Origin of the sequence: Synechococcus sp. Minos11, assembly GCF_014279855.1 — a bacterium.
Classification (GTDB): Bacteria; Cyanobacteriota; Cyanobacteriia; order PCC-6307; family Cyanobiaceae; genus RCC307.
Map to the genome: position 1 here is coordinate 266,562 of NZ_CP047953.1, position 15,228 is coordinate 281,789.

A 15,228-nucleotide genomic window follows, 5' to 3' on the forward strand; every position below is an offset into this window, starting at 1 on the left:
CGAAGTGTTCCTAGCTTGGGGCATGGCTCCAGAAGCGCTACTTCTTGATATCGAAGGCATGAAGTGCGGCGGCTGCGTCAGCGCTGTGGAGAAGCGCCTGCGCGCCCAACCTGGGGTTCAGGAGGCCAGCGTCAATTTGCTGAGCCGCTCGGCTTGGGTGGAACTCGAGCCCCCTGCAACGGCGGAATCCTTGCTGGAAAGCCTGGCCGCCCTTGGCTTCCCAGGCCATTTGCGCGATCCAGACGGTGAGCTGGAGCGCCTGCAGCAAGCCCGCCAGCAGCAGAGCTGGTGGAGCTGCTGGCGACAGCTGGTGGTGGCATTGGTGCTGCTGTTGATCAGCAGTGCCGGCCACCTCAGTAGTGGCGGTGTGCTCGCCGATATGCGCCTGCACGCCCTGGTGGCCACAGTCGCTTTGGCCGGCCCGGGCCGGCCGATCTTGGTGCGCGGTTGGAAAGGCTTGGCCCAGGGCGTTCCTGGCATGGACAGCCTGGTGGGCTTGGGCGTGGGCACGGCCTATCTGGCCAGCATGGTGGCTTTGATCTGGCCCTCGGTGGGCTGGTCTTGCTTTTTCAATGAGCCGGTAATGCTGCTCGGCTTTGTGCTGCTGGGCCGCTTTTTAGAAGCCCGCGCCCGCCGCCGCACGGGTGCAGCGCTGGAGGAGCTGGCGCAATTGCAGCCTGAAACCGCCCTGTTGCTGCTGGGGGATGGCTCCACCCGCAGCATCCGTGTCGGTGGGCTGCGGCCCGGCGATCATCTGCGGGTGCTCCCGGGTGATCGCTTGCCCGTTGATGGGGTGGTGATCGATGGCAGCTCATCGCTGGATGAATCGAGCCTCACCGGCGAACCATTGCCCCGCAGCGTGGCCAGTGGTGATGAATTGGCCGCCGGCAGCCTCAATTTGCAGGCGCCGCTGGATCTCAAGGTGCTCAGGCCGGGATCGGAATCAGCGCTGGCCCGAGTGATTGCCCTGGTGGAGCAGGCCCAGGCCCGTAAGGCACCGGTGCAGGCCATGGCGGATCGCTGGGCGGGCCGCTTCACCTGGATCGTGATGGCTTTGGCCCTGGCCACGTTCCTGTTCTGGTGGCTGCTGGGCAGTGATCTTTTCCCTCAAGTGCTGGATGGCATGGCCCATGGCCCGGGCCATCACCGCAGCTTGGGCAGTGGCGCGGAAACCCCCTTTGCCCTGGCCTTGCAGTTGGCCATTGCCGTGCTGGTGGTGGCTTGCCCGTGCGCGTTGGGGCTGGCCACCCCCACAGCCATTAGCGTGGCAACCGGCCGCGCCGCCCATTTGGGCCTGCTGTTCCGCGGCGGCGATGTGCTGGAGGTGGCTGCTTCGGTCCGCACGGTGTTGCTGGATAAAACCGGCACCCTCACCCGCGGCCGGCCCCTGCTGGAAGACCAGCTGGTGATCGCTGATGGCCTGGATGCTTCGGGTTTGCTGCAACTGGCTGCGTCCTTGGAGCAAACCACTCGCCACCCCTTGGCGTGGGCGCTGCTGCAGGCCGCTGAAGGCCAGGGCTTGAGCTTGCTGAGCAGCAGCAGCAGCACCACCCAGGCCGGCGATGGCGTCGAGGGGCAATTGGATTCGCAGCAGCAGCTCTGCCGTTTGGGTCGTTTGGCCTGGCTTGAGCACCACGGTGTTCATGTGCCGGCTGAGGCCAGTTCATGGCAGCAGCAGCAGGAGCAGGGCGGAGCCACGGTGCTGGCCTTGGCCCATGGCCAGGAGCTGTTGGGGCTGTTGGCCGTGCGCGATGCCATGCGCCCCGATGCGGCTGAGGCCCTGGCCCAGTTGCGCAGAGATGGCTTGGCCTTGGCCGTGCTCAGCGGTGATCGTGAGGGCCCCGTGCGGCAGCTGGGCCAGCAGCTTTCTCTGCAGACGGATCAATTGGCTTGGGGGCTGCGGCCTGAGCACAAGCTCCAGCGGTTGCACCAGGCCCCTGGCCCGGTGGCGATGGTGGGTGATGGCCTCAATGACGCCCCAGCTTTGGCGGCAGCTGATCTCGGCATCGCGGTGGGAACCGGCACCCAGATCGCCCAGGACAGCGCTGATTTGGTGGTGCTTGGGGAACGCCTGATGGCAGTGCCGCAAGCGCTGGCCTTGGCCCGCTCAGCCCAGGCCAAGATTCGCCAGAACCTCAGCTGGGCATTCGGTTACAACCTGCTGGTGTTGCCCTTGGCCGCTGGGGTGCTGCTGCCAGGCTTTGGCCTCTTGCTCACCCCTCCTTTGGCCGCTCTGTTGATGGCACTGAGTTCGATCACGGTGGTGGCCAATGCTCTGCTGCTACGCGCTCCGGCATGAGAGGCCGGTTTCTGGTGCTGGAGGGCATTGATGGCTGCGGCAAAACCACGCAGCTCAAGGCCCTGGCTGATTGGTTGCCAGCCAGTGGCCTAATGCCCGCTGGCGCGCAGCTGATCACCACCCGCGAGCCCGGCGGCACCGCTTTGGGCCAGGCCCTGCGGCAATTGCTGCTGCATCCGCCCGAGGAGCAGGCCCCAGCCACCCGCGCTGAACTGCTGCTCTATGCGGCTGATCGCGCCCAACATGTTCAGACCCGATTGGAGCCTGCCTTGGCTGCTGGTGATTGGGTGCTCAGCGATCGTTATTGCGGCTCCACGGCCGCGTATCAGGGCTATGGCCGCGGTTTGGACCTTGATTTGATTACCCAGCTGGAGCAGTTGGCCACGGCGGGGTTGCAGCCAGATCTTTGCCTCTGGCTTGAGCTATCGCCTGAGCTGGCCGCCCAGCGCCGCTCCGGCCAGCAGCAAGACCGCATCGAAGCCGAAGGTTTGGCTTTTTTGGCGCGGGTGCATCAAGGCTTTGCTGAGCTGAGCCAGCGGCCGCTTTGGCGGCGGGTGGATGCCTCGCTTCCCCCTGAGCAGGTGCACCGGCAGGTGCAGCAGCTGGTGCGTGAGGGTTTGGAGTTGGCCCTGTGAGTGAGGCGCTGTTTGCCGGCATCGAAGGGCAGCAGCAGGCCCTTGAGCTGCTCACTGCTGCTTTGAATCAGCAGCGCCTGGCCCCGGCTTATCTGTTTGCCGGGCCCGATGGCGTGGGGCGCTCCTTAACGGCCCGCCGTTTTCTGGAAGGCCTTTGCGCTGGTGGAGCTCAGGCCGATTCGGACTTGCGACGCAGGCTGCAACAGGGCAACCATCCCGATTTGATCTGGGTGGAGCCCACCTATTTGGAGAAAGGCGAGCGCATCACAGCGACCGAAGCCAAAGAGCGCGGCTTGAGCAAGAAAACCCTGCCCCAGATCCGCTTGGAGCAGATCCGCGAAGTCAGCCGTTTTTTGGCGCGGCCGCCCCTGGATGCCAGCCGCTCCATGGTCGTGATTGAGCAGGCTGAGGCGATGGCTGAGTCTGCAGCCAATGCCCTGCTGAAAACCTTGGAGGAGCCTGGCCAGGGCCTGCTGGTGTTGATCACCGCAGCCCCCGAGCGCCTGTTGGCGACGATCTTGAGCCGTTGTCAGCGCATCCCCTTTAAGCCATTGCCGGCTCACACGATGCTGCAGCTGGTGGGCGGCGCCCAAGACGATCCCCCGGCGCTGGTGGATTTAGCGGCTGGGTCCCCTGGCGCCTTGCTTTTGTGGCGTGAGCGTTGGGCCGAACTGCCGCCTGAGCTGTTGGCCCAGCTGCAGCAACTCCCCACCCAGCCGATCGATGCGCTCACGTTGGCCCGTGAGGTGTGTGAAGCGCTCGACACCGAGCAGCAGCTCTGGTTATTGCAGTGGTGGCAATGGCACCTTTGGCGCCAGCAAGCCCAAGACAACGTGCAGCGGAGGCTGACCAAGCTGCGCCGCCATTTGGTTGGCCACGTTCAGCCGCGGTTGGCTTGGGAAGTGGCCTTGTTGGATCTGATCGCCTAAGCGATCTGCTCGAGGTTGCCCTGGCGCTCGGCGCGGAACTCCTTCATCACGCGGCTGGCGTCATCGAGGTTGGCTCCACTGGGAAGCTCCAGGCAATAGCCAGCGCCATACACCGTTTTGATGAAGCGAGGTTTGCGGGGATCGGGCTCGAGCTTGGTGCGCAGGTGGCGGATGTGAACCCGGATGGTTTCGATGTCGTCATCGGGCTCGTAGCCCCACACCTCTTTGAGGATCAACGAAGGGGCCACGGTCTGCCCATGGCGCTGCAGCAGGCAGTGCAGCAGTTCAAATTCCAGGTGGGTCAACCGCACGGGCTGGTCAAACCAGATGGCTTCGAAGCGCTCGGGCACCAGGGTGATGGGGCCAAAGCTGAGGATTTCGCTGTGCTTGCTGGAGAGAGGAGCGCGGTCGCTGCGGCGCAGCAGTGCTTTCACCCGTGCCAGCAGTTCTTCCAACTCAAAAGGCTTGGTCAGGTAGTCATCGGCCCCGGAATTGAAGCCCGTCACTTTGTCTTTGGTGCCCGCCAGAGCAGTGAGCATCAGGATCGGAATTTGCGCGGTGCGGTCATCGCGGCGCAGGCGCTGGCACAGGGTGAGACCATCCACCCGAGGCAGCATCAAATCCAAAACGATCAGATCGGGGATGTATTGCAATGCCAGGGCTTGACCCTTGATGCCGTCATCGGCCTTTTGAACATCAAAACCAGAGTGCTCGAGATTGCCGGCAACGAGCTCGCGCATGTCCCGGTCGTCTTCGATCAGCAGGATGCAGGGCTTCATTGGACGTTCGCGGGAGGGCAGTTGGATCGCGGAAGCGGAATGTGCCCGAACGATCTTGCGGTTTTTCTGATTTGACTATAGGGAGATTCTTTTCTTCGTCTGCTTTTTATGGAGGCTTGAATGATGCTTTTGCATCAAAAAGCAGGAATTACGTTGGAACTTAAGAATCTCTATGGATTTGATCACACAAAAGCCCGCTTCTTCGATGTCAACCATCCAAGAAACGGGCCGGTTTGTGAATGGAAAAAAACTCCCCGGGCGGGATTCGAACCTGCGACCAATCGATTAACAGTCGACCGCTCTACCGCTGAGCTACCGAGGAATGGAACCGCAAGAACCTACCTGCCAGCCGCGCTTCCGGGCAACCCCTGACGCTCCAATTTCCGCCTGAGCTCCGCTCCGCTCTGCCATGGGCCAGCAACGCCGCACTCCAGCTGAAGAGCTCCATCGCACTGCTCCAGCTCTTCGAGCCGGTGGGTGACCCACAACGCCGTCAGCGGTGGGCTGAGCTGGCGGATCAATTGCAAGACCGATTGCTGGCTCTCGGGATCCAGCAGGGCTGTGGGCTCATCCAGTAGCAGCAATTGGGCACCGCTTAAGAGCCCTGAAGCAATCGCCAGTCGCTGCTTCTGGCCGCCGCTGAGGCTGTGGATCGGGCGATCGGCCATACCCTCCAGTCCCACTTGCTTGAGAGCCTGATCGATCACCGCCGTGCTCAGCGCTGTTTCTTCCGGCAGATGGAAGGCCAGCTCACTGCCGCAGCTGGGCAAGAGCAGCTGGTGATCGGGGTTTTGGAACACCAGCGCTGGGCGCCCAGGGCTTTGGATGACGCCGCTCTCGGCTTCGAGCAAGCCAGCGATGAGCCGCAGCAGGGTGCTTTTACCGCTGCCATTGCCGCCCACCAGCATCCACAGGCCAGGGCCAGGGATTGAAAAACTGCAGCGCTCTAAGGCGCTGTTGCCATTGGGCCAGCGGTAGCGCAGGCGCTCAACTGCGAGCGGAATCACCCCGATCAGCCGCCGGTGCTGAAGCCAGGACGCTTGCTGCCGGCGCCCATGGCGCTCTTTTCATACAGCTGCACCGAAACGATTTCACTGCTGCGCAGGCAGATCTGTTTTTCCTCTGATTTTTCGCAGCGCAGATCCATCAGCTGGGGATGGCCCGACTCCATGGCTTGGCGAATTTCGCCGTACAAGCCTTGGGCCGCTTCCAGGCTTTTGCGCTGCACGCTGATGGGCATCGGCGACAACTTGAGGCTCAGCTCAACAACGAACATGACATTGGAAGCAGTCGGCTCACCCTAAGGAGAAAAGCCGCTAAGTAGAAATACCCCTTCTGGAGGGCAAAACCCCCCAAACCCCTGGCGGGGCCCCTACATTTCGCTTGTAAAGCTTCGTAAAGCCAACGTCATGACGATCGCCGTGGGGCGTGCACCAGCTGGGAGGGGATGGTTCGACGTCCTCGATGACTGGCTGAAGCGCGACCGTTTCGTTTTTGTGGGCTGGTCCGGCCTGCTGCTGTTCCCTTGTGCCTACATGGCGCTTGGCGGCTGGCTCACCGGCACCACCTTTGTCACTTCCTGGTACACCCACGGAATTGCCAGCAGCTACCTCGAGGGCTGCAACTTCCTCACCGCTGCGGTTTCCACCCCAGCGGACTCCATGGGCCACAGCCTTCTGCTGCTGTGGGGCCCTGAAGCCCAAGGCGACTTCGTGCGTTGGTGCCAACTCGGCGGCCTCTGGGCCTTCGTTGCACTGCACGGTGCATTCGGCCTGATCGGTTTCATGCTGCGTCAGTTCGAAATTGCCCGCCTGGTGGGCATTCGTCCTTACAACGCCATCGCCTTCTCCGGCCCGATTGCGGTGTTCGTCAGCGTTTTCCTGATGTACCCCCTCGGCCAGAGCAGCTGGTTCTTTGCTCCTTCTTTTGGAGTGGCAGCGATCTTCCGCTTCCTGCTGTTCCTGCAGGGCTTCCACAACTGGACCCTGAACCCCTTCCACATGATGGGCGTGGCCGGCATCCTCGGCGGCGCACTGCTGTGCGCCATCCACGGCGCCACGGTGGAAAACACCCTGTTTGAAGACGGTGACGGCGCCAACACCTTCAAGGCGTTTGAGCCCACCCAAGAAGAGGAGACCTATTCAATGGTCACCGCCAACCGCTTCTGGAGTCAGATCTTTGGTATCGCCTTCTCCAACAAGCGCTGGCTGCACTTCTTCATGCTGTTCGTGCCTGTGATGGGCCTGTGGACCAGCTCCATCGGCATCATCGGCTTGGCACTGAACCTGCGCGCCTATGACTTCGTCAGCCAGGAACTCCGGGCTGCTGAAGACCCTGAATTTGAGACCTTCTACACGAAGAACATTCTTCTGAACGAAGGCCTGCGCGCCTGGATGGCTCCGGCCGACCAACCCCACGAAAACTTCATCTTCCCCGAAGAGGTCCTGCCCCGCGGCAACGCTCTTTGATCCGAGGTTTCGATTGCATTCAGGGCGCCTGCGGGCGCCCTTTTTTTTTGGTTACGCTCGTGGAGTCCGTTTGACAGTGAGGTGGCCAATGCCCGGCTCGCCGGTGCGTTTGCCGAAGGCCTTGCCGGTCAGGCTTATTTCACAGGAGGTGTCATGTCCCACAGTTGTTTCATTCAGGGTCTGCTGATCGCGGAGAAGGCCGCCTGATTTAGGTATCCGAGTCCTGATCAAAACGGTTCCGTGCCATAGCGGACCCGGCGAGAGCCCCCGGTTCACTGTTGTGAGCCGGGGGCATCGTTTTGCAAGGGCAACGTCACCACGTAGTTGGGCCCATGGCTGGCTTGTGGGCCCAAGAGTTGCCGCAAGCGCGCCTTGGCGCCGTTGTCGGGGAAAGGCGCATAACTCTGGATCACCTCCCAGCTGCCGGCAATGTGGGTCGCCCCCTCGTCTTGGCGTTCCTTCAGCCAGCTTTCGGTGATGGCGCCTGGGCCTTTGAGCCAGCCCTTGCGGTGCGCCAAATACAGCAGCGTTGGATCACCGCCGCTCACGCTGATGATCCGCGCCTGTTGCGGTGTTTCATTTCGAATGCGCTGGGCTAACTCCCAGGTGGGATTGCCCTCGGGCACTTCTTTGGCCCAATACTCCAGATTCAGCACCACCAGTGAGCAGCCCAGCAGCAGGGCCATGGCGCCAGTGAGCCAGCGTCGACTGAGGTGACCCGCCTGCTGCCAGAGCTGCACCCAGCCCAGTCCCATCAAGGGGCAGGCAAATAGCAGCAGCGGCAGTTGGTAGTACTCGTGCACCCCGCTGGATTCCGGCGCCAACGCTCCGGCAGCGAGCACCGACACCAAGCCGATCGGCAGCAGCCGTGCCTCAGCTTTCAGCTGCTTGTTGAGTAGACCGATCACCAGCAGCGGCAGGCCCAACACCGCCAGCCCGCGCACGCTGGTGCGCAGCAGCAGGTTGCCCCAGTAGCTAGGGCCGATCAGCTCGCTCCAGCTGTAGCGATTGGCTCCGGCGCCCCAAAAGCCAAAGCTCAAACCCGTTTGCAAAAACAGCTGATGGGCATGCCAGTACCAAGCCCCCGTTACGCCCACAACGACCGCAGCCACCAGCCATAGCTCAAGGCGCCGCAGCAGGCCTGGGCCATGGCGCAGCCAAGCCAGCCAGAGCAGCGGCAAGCCCAACCAAAGGGCCGGCAGCACCTTGATCAACACAGCTCCGGTGAGCCCACCGCTGGCCAGGGCCAGATCGCGGTAGTGCCCGCCGTGCCTCCAGGCCAAGCCGCGCTCCAGGGCTAAGGCGCTGCAGGCCAGCAGCAGGCTCTCTGGCTGAATCGAGCGGCCATAAAACACGCTCAACGGCAGCACGGCGAACAGCAGCCCGCCCCACCAGCCGGCATCGGCGCCCAGCAAGCGCTGGCCTAGGCGCACCAGCAGCCACAGGGCCAGCAAGCTCAGCACAAGGCTGAGGCCGCGGGCCAACCATTCCTGCACGCCAAACCAGCCATAGAGCCAGGCCACGGCCTGGGAATACAGCGGTGGATCGGTTTCAGCAAAGCCGCTGCTCGCCCCGCCCCAATCCACTTGGGGCAGCCACAGGGGCAGGCCAGCTTCAAAGGCATTGCGGGCGATGGCTGCCGTATCGGCTTGCCGCCAGCTGTGCACCCCCAACAGCGGAGCGTGCAGATTCACCAGCCGCAGGGCGGCGCCGATCAGCAGCAGGGGCCAGACCGATCGGGTGCTGATTAGTCTCGGCCGCATGTGCGGGTCAACTTAAGGCTGTTGGCGCCCCAATCTCGCCGCTTGATGCTGCATGTGGGAACGGTCAAGACCGGCTCCACATCCCTGCAGGCGTACTTCGCTGAGCATCAGCAGGCCCTGGCTGAAGCCGGCTGGTGTTATCTGCCGGCTGTTGGCCGGCCCGATCGCCGCGATCTGGCGGCGGCCTGCATTGCCATCGATGATCAACGCGATGAACTGCTGCGGGCGCTTCGTTTGGTGGAGCCCCAGCAGCGTTTGGCCTTTCGCCAGCAGGTGAAGGCCGAGCTTGAGGCTCAACTCAAGGCCGTGCCAGATGAGCTGGGCGTGATTCTTAGCTCTGAGCACTTCCATCTCAGCCTGCAGCGCCCTGAAGAAATCGAAACCTTGAAGCAGCTCTTATTGGAGCTGGGGTTGGAGGTTCAACAGGTGGTGATTTATCTGCGCGAACCGTTAGCGCTGATCGAATCGCTCTTTTCAACGATGGTGCGCTCAGGCGATCAGCGGCCCCTGCCGGCGGATCCAGCCGATCCCTTTGTGGCCTTGATCTGTGATCACAGCGCCAGCCTGCGGCGCTGGCGGGCTGTGTTTGGTGAGGCGGTGTTGCAGCCCCGCGCCTTTCCGCCCCAAGCAGGCGGCAGCTTGAGCGCTGATTTTTTGCAGTTGCTCGGCAATGCTCCTGCAGCGGGCTGGCCGCCTGAGCCTCAGCGTCAGCGCAATCGCGGCCTCAACCCCAGCGCTTTAAACCTGCTGGCTTGGCTGAATCGCCACTGCGCCTGGCTCACCCCACAAGCGCGCCACCGCTGGCAGCGCGGCCTGCGCCGCTTGCTCGATGGTGCCCTCAGCCGTTGGGCGAGTGGGTCCTACCGGATGCCGGAGCCCCAGCGCAGCCGCTACCGCCAGCGCTACTCCGATGGCTATGCCGCCTGGCTCAGCCGCGAGCTGCCTCAGTAGGGCACGTTCCAAACAAAGCGCGAGGAGGCGGCGTACTTCCAGATGAAGTCCACCAGGATGCCGCTGGCCACGGCGATCATCGCGATTGGCCCGCCCTGCATGCTGGCGAACACCACAGTCGACACCCCCACATTGGCGGCCATGCCAAGGGACGACACCAGCAGGAATTTCAGCAGTCCAATCACCAGCGAGCGGCCCCGCAGCCGCCGGCTGCGGAAGGTGAGGGAGTTGTTGATCAAATAGTTGGAGCAGGCGGCCGTGATCACCGCCACCACCTGGGTTCCAAAAAAACCAACACCGGCGCTGCGCAGCAGGGCATAAAGCCCCACATGCACCACCATGCCGCTAACGCCAACCATGCCAAAGCTCACCGCACGCCTGGGCAGCAGCCGAAAGGTGGCGGTGTGCACCAGCGACACCAGCCAATCCCAAACCACGGCGTTGTCGAGCTTGGAGTCGCCCGCCTGGCGTGAGCGGAAATTGAGGGGGATCTCCTCAACCTTGAGTTGGCCTTTGCTCACTGCCAGCAGCTCATAGAGGAACTTGAAGCCCGAGACATCAACAGAGCGGATGGCGCTGTTGCACCTCTCCAAGCGCAGGGCAAAAAAGCCGCTCATGTAATCGGAGAGCTGAGCGTACGCGGGAAGACTGAAGCGAGCCAGCTGATTGGCCCTCTCCGATCCCTTTTGCCGGCTGGCTGAAAGCCCGGCAATGCTGGCCTCCGGGTGAAAGCGGCTGCCCATCACCAGATCCAGATCGCCAGCTAGCAGCCGGTCAACCGCTCGCTGCACTGCTTCTGGTTCGTGTTGGCCATCGGCATCCATCACTACGGCCACCTCACCGCAGGCGGCCAGTAGTCCTTCGCGGATGGCGCTGGAGAGGCCGCTGCGGCCAACGCGGCGAATCAAGTGAATGCGTGGGTCTTGACGCGCGAGCTGGCGCGCTAGTTCCGAGGTGCCATCGGGAGAGTCGTCATCCACCACCACCAGCTCGAGCTGATAGCGCTGACCAAGCAGCGCCTTGAGCTGCTCGAGCATCGGCCCCAGGTTGTCCTTCTCGTTAAAGGTGGCCAGCACCACGCTCAGGCTTAAAGGCGGGGAGGACACCGTCACGGGATAGGAGCGCACAGCCATAGAAGCCAGCCATCTTCGCTGGAGCCCTGTTGGCGGCATTGCTGACCCGCCACTTCTGGGATCGGTGCGCCGGGTGGGCTGAGCAATTGCAACGGCTCATTGGAAAGCCCGAGTTTGGACAGCTGTTGCAGGCGCTTTTGGCTTTGCCAGCTCAAGCTGGGCCGTTCGCTTTGGCCCCATAGGGCGATCGGCAGCTCGGGGTCAGCCGTGCGGGCTAGCTCCGCGGCAGCAGCCACGGGCCGGTGTTCATTGAGCTCCCAGTGCCAGAGCGGTCCGCTGAACAGCAGCAGCAAGCCCAGCCACCACAAGCCCACCATCGCGCCGGCCGCTTGAACTTTGATGCTGCTGGCAGGCCGTAGGCCCCAGCCGCCGACCAACAAGGCACCACTGGCGGGAAGCAACACAGTTCTGAATTCAGGCTTGAGCAGAGCAACCGGTAGCAGCGCCAGGCCCAGCAGCAGCCATAGCCAGCTCACGGCTTTGGGTTTGCCGCTTGCAACCAGCTGCGCCAGGGGCGGAGCGCAGAGCAGCGCAAATGGCAGCCAAAGGATGTGGCTGTACCAGGGCAGTTGCGTGCGCAAGGGCAATACAGCCGCCGCCATGCCCAGCTGCAGCCCTAAGGGCCAGCGGCCGGCGCTGAGATGGCGCTGTTTCCAGGCCAGTACAACAGCAAAGGGCCACAGCGCCAGCCAGGGCCAACCACCTTCCAAGACCTCTAAGAAGGGAATGCGCCAACCCAGATCACTGCCTTCCCCAGCGCTGAGCAGCACGCGGCTAGCGCCATCACCGCCCCAGAGCAGCAGCGCATCACTGCCTCGCTGCATCCAATGGAAGAGATGCCAGCCGAGCCCAGGCAGCAGTCCTAAGCAGAGTCCTAAGAAGAGGACAAGCCATTGCTGAGCGCCCAGCTGCCGCTCGAGCAGCAACAGCAGCAGGCCGATCCCCAGCACGGGAATCACAAGCGGTGCCTTCAAGAGAAGAAGGGCGCTGCAGGCCAGCCCCGACAGCAGGCCGCAGCCCAACAGCTTCGAGCCCCTGGATTGGCGGCAGAGCAGCAGCTGCCACCACAGCAGCCCTGAAGCGCTGACCAAGGCCCCATCGAGCATGGCCAGCCGGCCATGGCGCATCAACGGCAGCAGCGTTAGAGCAATCGCAGCGGCGGCCATCGCTGCTCCTTGTTGTTTGTGGTTCAGCTGGCGCGTGATCAATCCGGCCAGCGGCACCACGGCGCTAGCGACCAGGGCTGGCACCAGCCTCACCGCCCAGGCCGGCGGCACTTCGCTGGCAGACATCCATGGCAGCAAGGGAAGGCTGGCGGGTAGGTGCAGGCCAGGGGGCTTGTTGAGATAGGGGGCATCCCAATAGGTGGGCAGCCAGATGTTGCTGAATGGGGCTTGCCCACTCAGCCACTGCAGCAGTGCGTCGCCGCGCTCATAGGCGACGCGGGCCACGATGCCTTCATCCCAATCTCTGATCGGTAGATCCAGTCCGGGGATCAGCAGCAGCGCGAGAGCAGCGAGCCAGAAAAGGAAGAGGGGTCCCAGTCGACGGATTGGCACGGCAGTGATTGGGCCAATTGTTTTCTGGTACACACCCATGTTGTTTTATTTAACAGCGGAATGAATATCAGGAAGGCGCATTGCGCCATCTCTCTGTGTGTGAGGACCATGAACGCATTTCGCAAGCTGTTGCTTGCACCTGTCGTGCTCGGTCTGGCTGCCCCTGTGGCTGCCCAGGCTCAAAGCTTCGACATGGGCAATGTCAACCGCTACACCCAACAACAAGACACCGACCGCATGCGTGCCCTTGAGGCACAAATGGGCCAGGTGACTTCCGTCAGCCAATTCTCTGACGTCTACCCCACCGACTGGGCTTATCAGGCTCTCGCCAACTTGGTTGAGACCTATGGCTGCGTCGCTGGCTACCCCGACGGCACCTTCAAGGGCAACATTGCACTGACCCGCTACGAAGCGGCCGCTCTGTTGAACGCTTGCCTCGATCGCGTGACCGAGATCACCGAAGAGCTCAAGCGCCTGATGAAGGAGTTCGAAAAGGAACTCGTGGTGCTGAAGGCCCGTGTTGACGGCCTCGAAGCTCAAACTGCTGAGCTGGCTGCAACCCAGTTCTCCACCACCACCAAACTCAGTGGTGTTGCTTTCTTCTGGCTGGGTGGCGCTGTTTACAACGACAGCGGCAAATCCCCCGCTGTTAACAGTGCAGCTGGCTTGGCTGAAGTCGCTTCTTACGCGGATGCGATTGAGAACAATGGCCTCAACCTGACCCCAGGTAGCGGCTTCAACAACTTCGCTACTGAAGTTGCAGGTACTTCCAAGGCTGGCCTAGGCCGCATCTTCCAGAAAGGTGCAACCTGGTCTGGTCAAACTGGTGCTGGCGCCGTTGCTGACGTCAGCAGCTACGACGGAAACCCCACCAACTACTCCGATTCAAGCCTGGCCAACATTTCTGTTGCCGCCACGCTCAATAACGCTGCAGTTGCTCCTGTCACCCTCGAGAACATCATCGGCGGTGCTACAACCGTCTCCGGCCAGCTGGCTGTCACCGGTCTGCGCGGCAATGGCGACACCTTCGGCACCGTTGGTTTCGGCACTAATGATCTTCCCCTTGGTATCGGCCTGACCCCCGGTAACTACAAGAAGGATGCTGAGCTCAAGGGCTTGGACAAGGCCGGCGTGGCCATGGGTGGTTTCACCCTGGATTCCACCGACCTGGCCAACCTGGTTCGTCTTGGTAATGCCTCCCGTAAGGCCAAGAACGCCCCGATGATTGGTTACAACAACAACGTTGTTTCCACTTCGGCCACGTTCAACGTCAACGACCCTGGCTACCAGATCGCCGACGGTGGTTATTTCACCAACACCAACGTCTACACCGATCCGTTCAACGCATCGATTGCTGAGTACGGCTCCCTGGGTCCTGTTCTCGCTAACCAGAAGTACGTCAAGAATGCAGCCCGCAAGCTGCTGAAGGACCTCTTCTCTGGCGATGTGGCAGTGGGCGAAGCTGTCAGCTTCAACTACGACGTCCGCCTGGACTTCAACACCAGCTTCACTGGTAAGGACTTGCTGCGCACTCGCCTGCGTTCCGGCAACTTCCAAAACAACACCTTCGCGGGTACTCCTTTCCCCGTGACTGGTGCTGAGATCGCTTTCGAAGAAGGCGGTACCAGAAGCTTCAACGTCAACCGCCTGTTCTACCAGTTCCCAGTTGGCGATTCCTGGACCGTGACCGCTGGTCCTCAAGTCCGTCAGGATGACATGTTGGCCGTGTGGCCCAGCCAATACCCGGCTGAGACCATCATGGACTTCTTCACCTACGCCGGTGCACCTGGTACCTACAGCCTGAACCTGGGCGCTGGTGCTGGTCTGTCCTACGCAGGCGAATTCCTTGGCATGGACGGCTTTGCTGTTAGCGCCAACTACGTCGCTGGCGCTGGCAACGAGAGCTTCAGTTCCGCACAACAAGGGACTGCAACTGCCCCTGATGGCGCTGTCGGTGGTATCGCCAACGACAACTCCAACGGCACCGGTACTGTTCAGATCGCCTACACGGGTGACGTCTGGAACCTGACCGCGGCTTACGCCTACAACCAAGGCGGTGCCTACGGCGGTTACATCCCCGTCGGTACTCCTCTGGCCTCCGATCCCTTCGGTGGTCTCTCCACCTTCAGCACCAGCTCGTTCGCTCTGAGCGGCTGGTTTGCTCCTGAAGACTGGGGTCGCTGGATGCCTTCTGTTAGCGCTGGTTGGGGCGTCAACAGCTACACCGCCAACGCAGATGTCAACATCTGGGGCATCGATGCGGTTGGCGACGGCGACAACGCCGAGAGCCAGTCCTGGTATGTCGGTCTGCAATGGCCCGACATCTTCCTGCAAGGCAACTACCTGGGTACTGCTGTTGGTCAGCCGACCTTCATCAGCTCCAACGATTCCTTCCTGGAGTCCGACGACTCGACCTTCGCTTGGGAGATCTGGTACAAGTTCCAGGTCACCGACAACATCGCTGTCACCCCCGCCTACTTCTTCATCGACAATCCCTCCGGGATGGGCGAAGGCGGCAACGTCCAAGGTGGCGTCCTCAAGACCACCTTCACCTTCTGATCGAGTCGCATCAGCGATTCATTTCAAAAGGACCACTTCTCAGACCACTTTTCACACACAAATCGGGGCCCTTTCGGGCCCCTTTTTTATGGTCAGATTTAGGACTTTTGAGACTCGTTAAGGGACAACAAATCAGCTGTCCGCAGTGGTGCA

The 15,228-nt window shown here is 62.0% G+C and carries 13 protein-coding genes and 1 tRNA gene; 7 read left to right on the forward strand and 7 right to left on the reverse strand.

Features of this window, described 5'->3' with window-relative positions:
* The first annotated feature begins 22 nt into the window (after nt 1-22).
* From SynMINOS11_RS01315 to SynMINOS11_RS01325, 3 genes are read left to right on the forward strand one after another with little or no spacing between them, the layout of a single operon-like run.
* Nucleotides 23-2,299 carry a heavy metal translocating P-type ATPase gene (locus tag SynMINOS11_RS01315; RefSeq protein ID WP_186549339.1) on the forward strand — a complete coding sequence of 759 codons (2,277 nt, stop codon included), beginning with the start codon at nt 23-25 and terminating at the stop codon, nt 2,297-2,299.
* Complete coding sequence (tmk, locus tag SynMINOS11_RS01320) at nt 2,296-2,934, forward strand: dTMP kinase (RefSeq protein WP_186549340.1); 639 nt, start codon at nt 2,296-2,298, stop codon at nt 2,932-2,934. The genes SynMINOS11_RS01315 and tmk overlap by 4 nt, the downstream gene beginning before the upstream one ends.
* A complete protein-coding gene (locus SynMINOS11_RS01325) occupies nt 2,931-3,863 on the forward strand; it encodes a DNA polymerase III subunit delta' (protein WP_186549342.1) in 933 nt (310 codons plus the stop codon). The genes tmk and SynMINOS11_RS01325 overlap by 4 nt, the downstream gene beginning before the upstream one ends.
* Here SynMINOS11_RS01325 and SynMINOS11_RS01330 read toward each other — a convergent pair.
* From SynMINOS11_RS01330 to SynMINOS11_RS01345, 4 genes are all read right to left on the reverse strand, one after another.
* On the reverse strand, nt 3,860-4,642 hold the full coding sequence (locus SynMINOS11_RS01330) for a response regulator transcription factor (protein WP_186549343.1): 783 nt from the start codon (nt 4,640-4,642) through the stop codon (nt 3,860-3,862). The two genes, SynMINOS11_RS01325 and SynMINOS11_RS01330, sit on opposite strands and share 4 nt — an antisense overlap.
* A gap of 250 nt (nt 4,643-4,892) precedes the next feature.
* A tRNA-Asn gene (locus SynMINOS11_RS01335) sits at nt 4,893-4,964 on the reverse strand.
* Nucleotides 4,965-4,980: 16 nt separating this feature from the next.
* On the reverse strand, nt 4,981-5,649 hold the full coding sequence (locus SynMINOS11_RS01340) for an ABC transporter ATP-binding protein (RefSeq protein ID WP_186549345.1): 669 nt from the start codon (nt 5,647-5,649) through the stop codon (nt 4,981-4,983).
* A 5-nt stretch (nt 5,650-5,654) separates the two neighbouring features.
* Nucleotides 5,655-5,918 carry a hypothetical protein gene (locus tag SynMINOS11_RS01345; RefSeq protein WP_011934676.1) on the reverse strand — a complete coding sequence of 88 codons (264 nt, stop codon included), beginning with the start codon at nt 5,916-5,918 and terminating at the stop codon, nt 5,655-5,657.
* A gap of 133 nt (nt 5,919-6,051) precedes the next feature.
* Here SynMINOS11_RS01345 and psbD point away from each other — a divergent pair, with 133 nt between their 5' ends.
* Both psbD and SynMINOS11_RS12795 read left to right on the forward strand, forming a co-directional pair.
* Nucleotides 6,052-7,110 carry a photosystem II D2 protein (photosystem q(a) protein) gene (psbD, locus tag SynMINOS11_RS01350; RefSeq protein WP_011934677.1) on the forward strand — a complete coding sequence of 353 codons (1,059 nt, stop codon included), beginning with the start codon at nt 6,052-6,054 and terminating at the stop codon, nt 7,108-7,110.
* 81 nt (nt 7,111-7,191) lie between these two features.
* A complete protein-coding gene (locus SynMINOS11_RS12795; RefSeq protein WP_255445438.1) occupies nt 7,192-7,317 on the forward strand; it encodes a hypothetical protein in 126 nt (41 codons plus the stop codon).
* Nucleotides 7,318-7,382: 65 nt separating this feature from the next.
* Here the strand turns inward: SynMINOS11_RS12795 and SynMINOS11_RS01355 are convergent, their stop codons facing one another.
* Nucleotides 7,383-8,873: a glycosyltransferase family 39 protein gene (locus tag SynMINOS11_RS01355; RefSeq protein ID WP_186549347.1), complete on the reverse strand. Its 1,491-nt coding sequence runs from the start codon at nt 8,871-8,873 to the stop codon at nt 7,383-7,385.
* A gap of 21 nt (nt 8,874-8,894) precedes the next feature.
* Here SynMINOS11_RS01355 and SynMINOS11_RS01360 point away from each other — a divergent pair, with 21 nt between their 5' ends.
* Nucleotides 8,895-9,824: a hypothetical protein gene (locus SynMINOS11_RS01360; protein ID WP_186549349.1), complete on the forward strand. Its 930-nt coding sequence runs from the start codon at nt 8,895-8,897 to the stop codon at nt 9,822-9,824.
* Here the strand turns inward: SynMINOS11_RS01360 and SynMINOS11_RS01365 are convergent.
* Nucleotides 9,818-10,957: a glycosyltransferase gene (locus tag SynMINOS11_RS01365; protein WP_186549351.1), complete on the reverse strand. Its 1,140-nt coding sequence runs from the start codon at nt 10,955-10,957 to the stop codon at nt 9,818-9,820. The genes SynMINOS11_RS01360 and SynMINOS11_RS01365 overlap by 7 nt on opposite strands.
* The gene (locus tag SynMINOS11_RS01370; RefSeq protein ID WP_186549353.1) at nt 10,933-12,555 is read right to left on the reverse strand and encodes a phospholipid carrier-dependent glycosyltransferase; all 1,623 of its coding nucleotides are present in this window, start codon (nt 12,553-12,555) and stop codon (nt 10,933-10,935) included. The genes SynMINOS11_RS01365 and SynMINOS11_RS01370 overlap by 25 nt, the downstream gene beginning before the upstream one ends.
* A gap of 69 nt (nt 12,556-12,624) precedes the next feature.
* Between SynMINOS11_RS01370 and SynMINOS11_RS01375 the strand changes: the two genes are divergently transcribed.
* A complete protein-coding gene (locus SynMINOS11_RS01375; protein WP_186549355.1) occupies nt 12,625-15,075 on the forward strand; it encodes an iron uptake porin in 2,451 nt (816 codons plus the stop codon).
* Nucleotides 15,076-15,228: the final 153 nt, after the last annotated feature.

Bases quoted from the DNA above. Each gene is read 5' to 3' on its own strand.
- SynMINOS11_RS01315 (WP_186549339.1), top strand. From the start codon at position 23: ATGGCTCCAGAAGCGCTACTTCTTGATATCGAAGGCATGAAGTGCGGC.
- tmk (WP_186549340.1), top strand. From the start codon at position 2,296: ATGAGAGGCCGGTTTCTGGTGCTGGAGGGCATTGATGGCTGCGGCAAA.
- SynMINOS11_RS01330 (WP_186549343.1), bottom strand. From the start codon at position 4,642: ATGAAGCCCTGCATCCTGCTGATCGAAGACGACCGGGACATGCGCGAG.
- SynMINOS11_RS01345 (WP_011934676.1), bottom strand. From the start codon at position 5,918: ATGTTCGTTGTTGAGCTGAGCCTCAAGTTGTCGCCGATGCCCATCAGC.
- psbD (WP_011934677.1), top strand. From the start codon at position 6,052: ATGACGATCGCCGTGGGGCGTGCACCAGCTGGGAGGGGATGGTTCGAC.
- SynMINOS11_RS01355 (WP_186549347.1), bottom strand. From the start codon at position 8,873: ATGCGGCCGAGACTAATCAGCACCCGATCGGTCTGGCCCCTGCTGCTG.
- SynMINOS11_RS01365 (WP_186549351.1), bottom strand. From the start codon at position 10,957: ATGGCTGTGCGCTCCTATCCCGTGACGGTGTCCTCCCCGCCTTTAAGC.
- SynMINOS11_RS01370 (WP_186549353.1), bottom strand. From the start codon at position 12,555: ATGGGTGTGTACCAGAAAACAATTGGCCCAATCACTGCCGTGCCAATC.
- SynMINOS11_RS01375 (WP_186549355.1), top strand. From the start codon at position 12,625: ATGAACGCATTTCGCAAGCTGTTGCTTGCACCTGTCGTGCTCGGTCTG.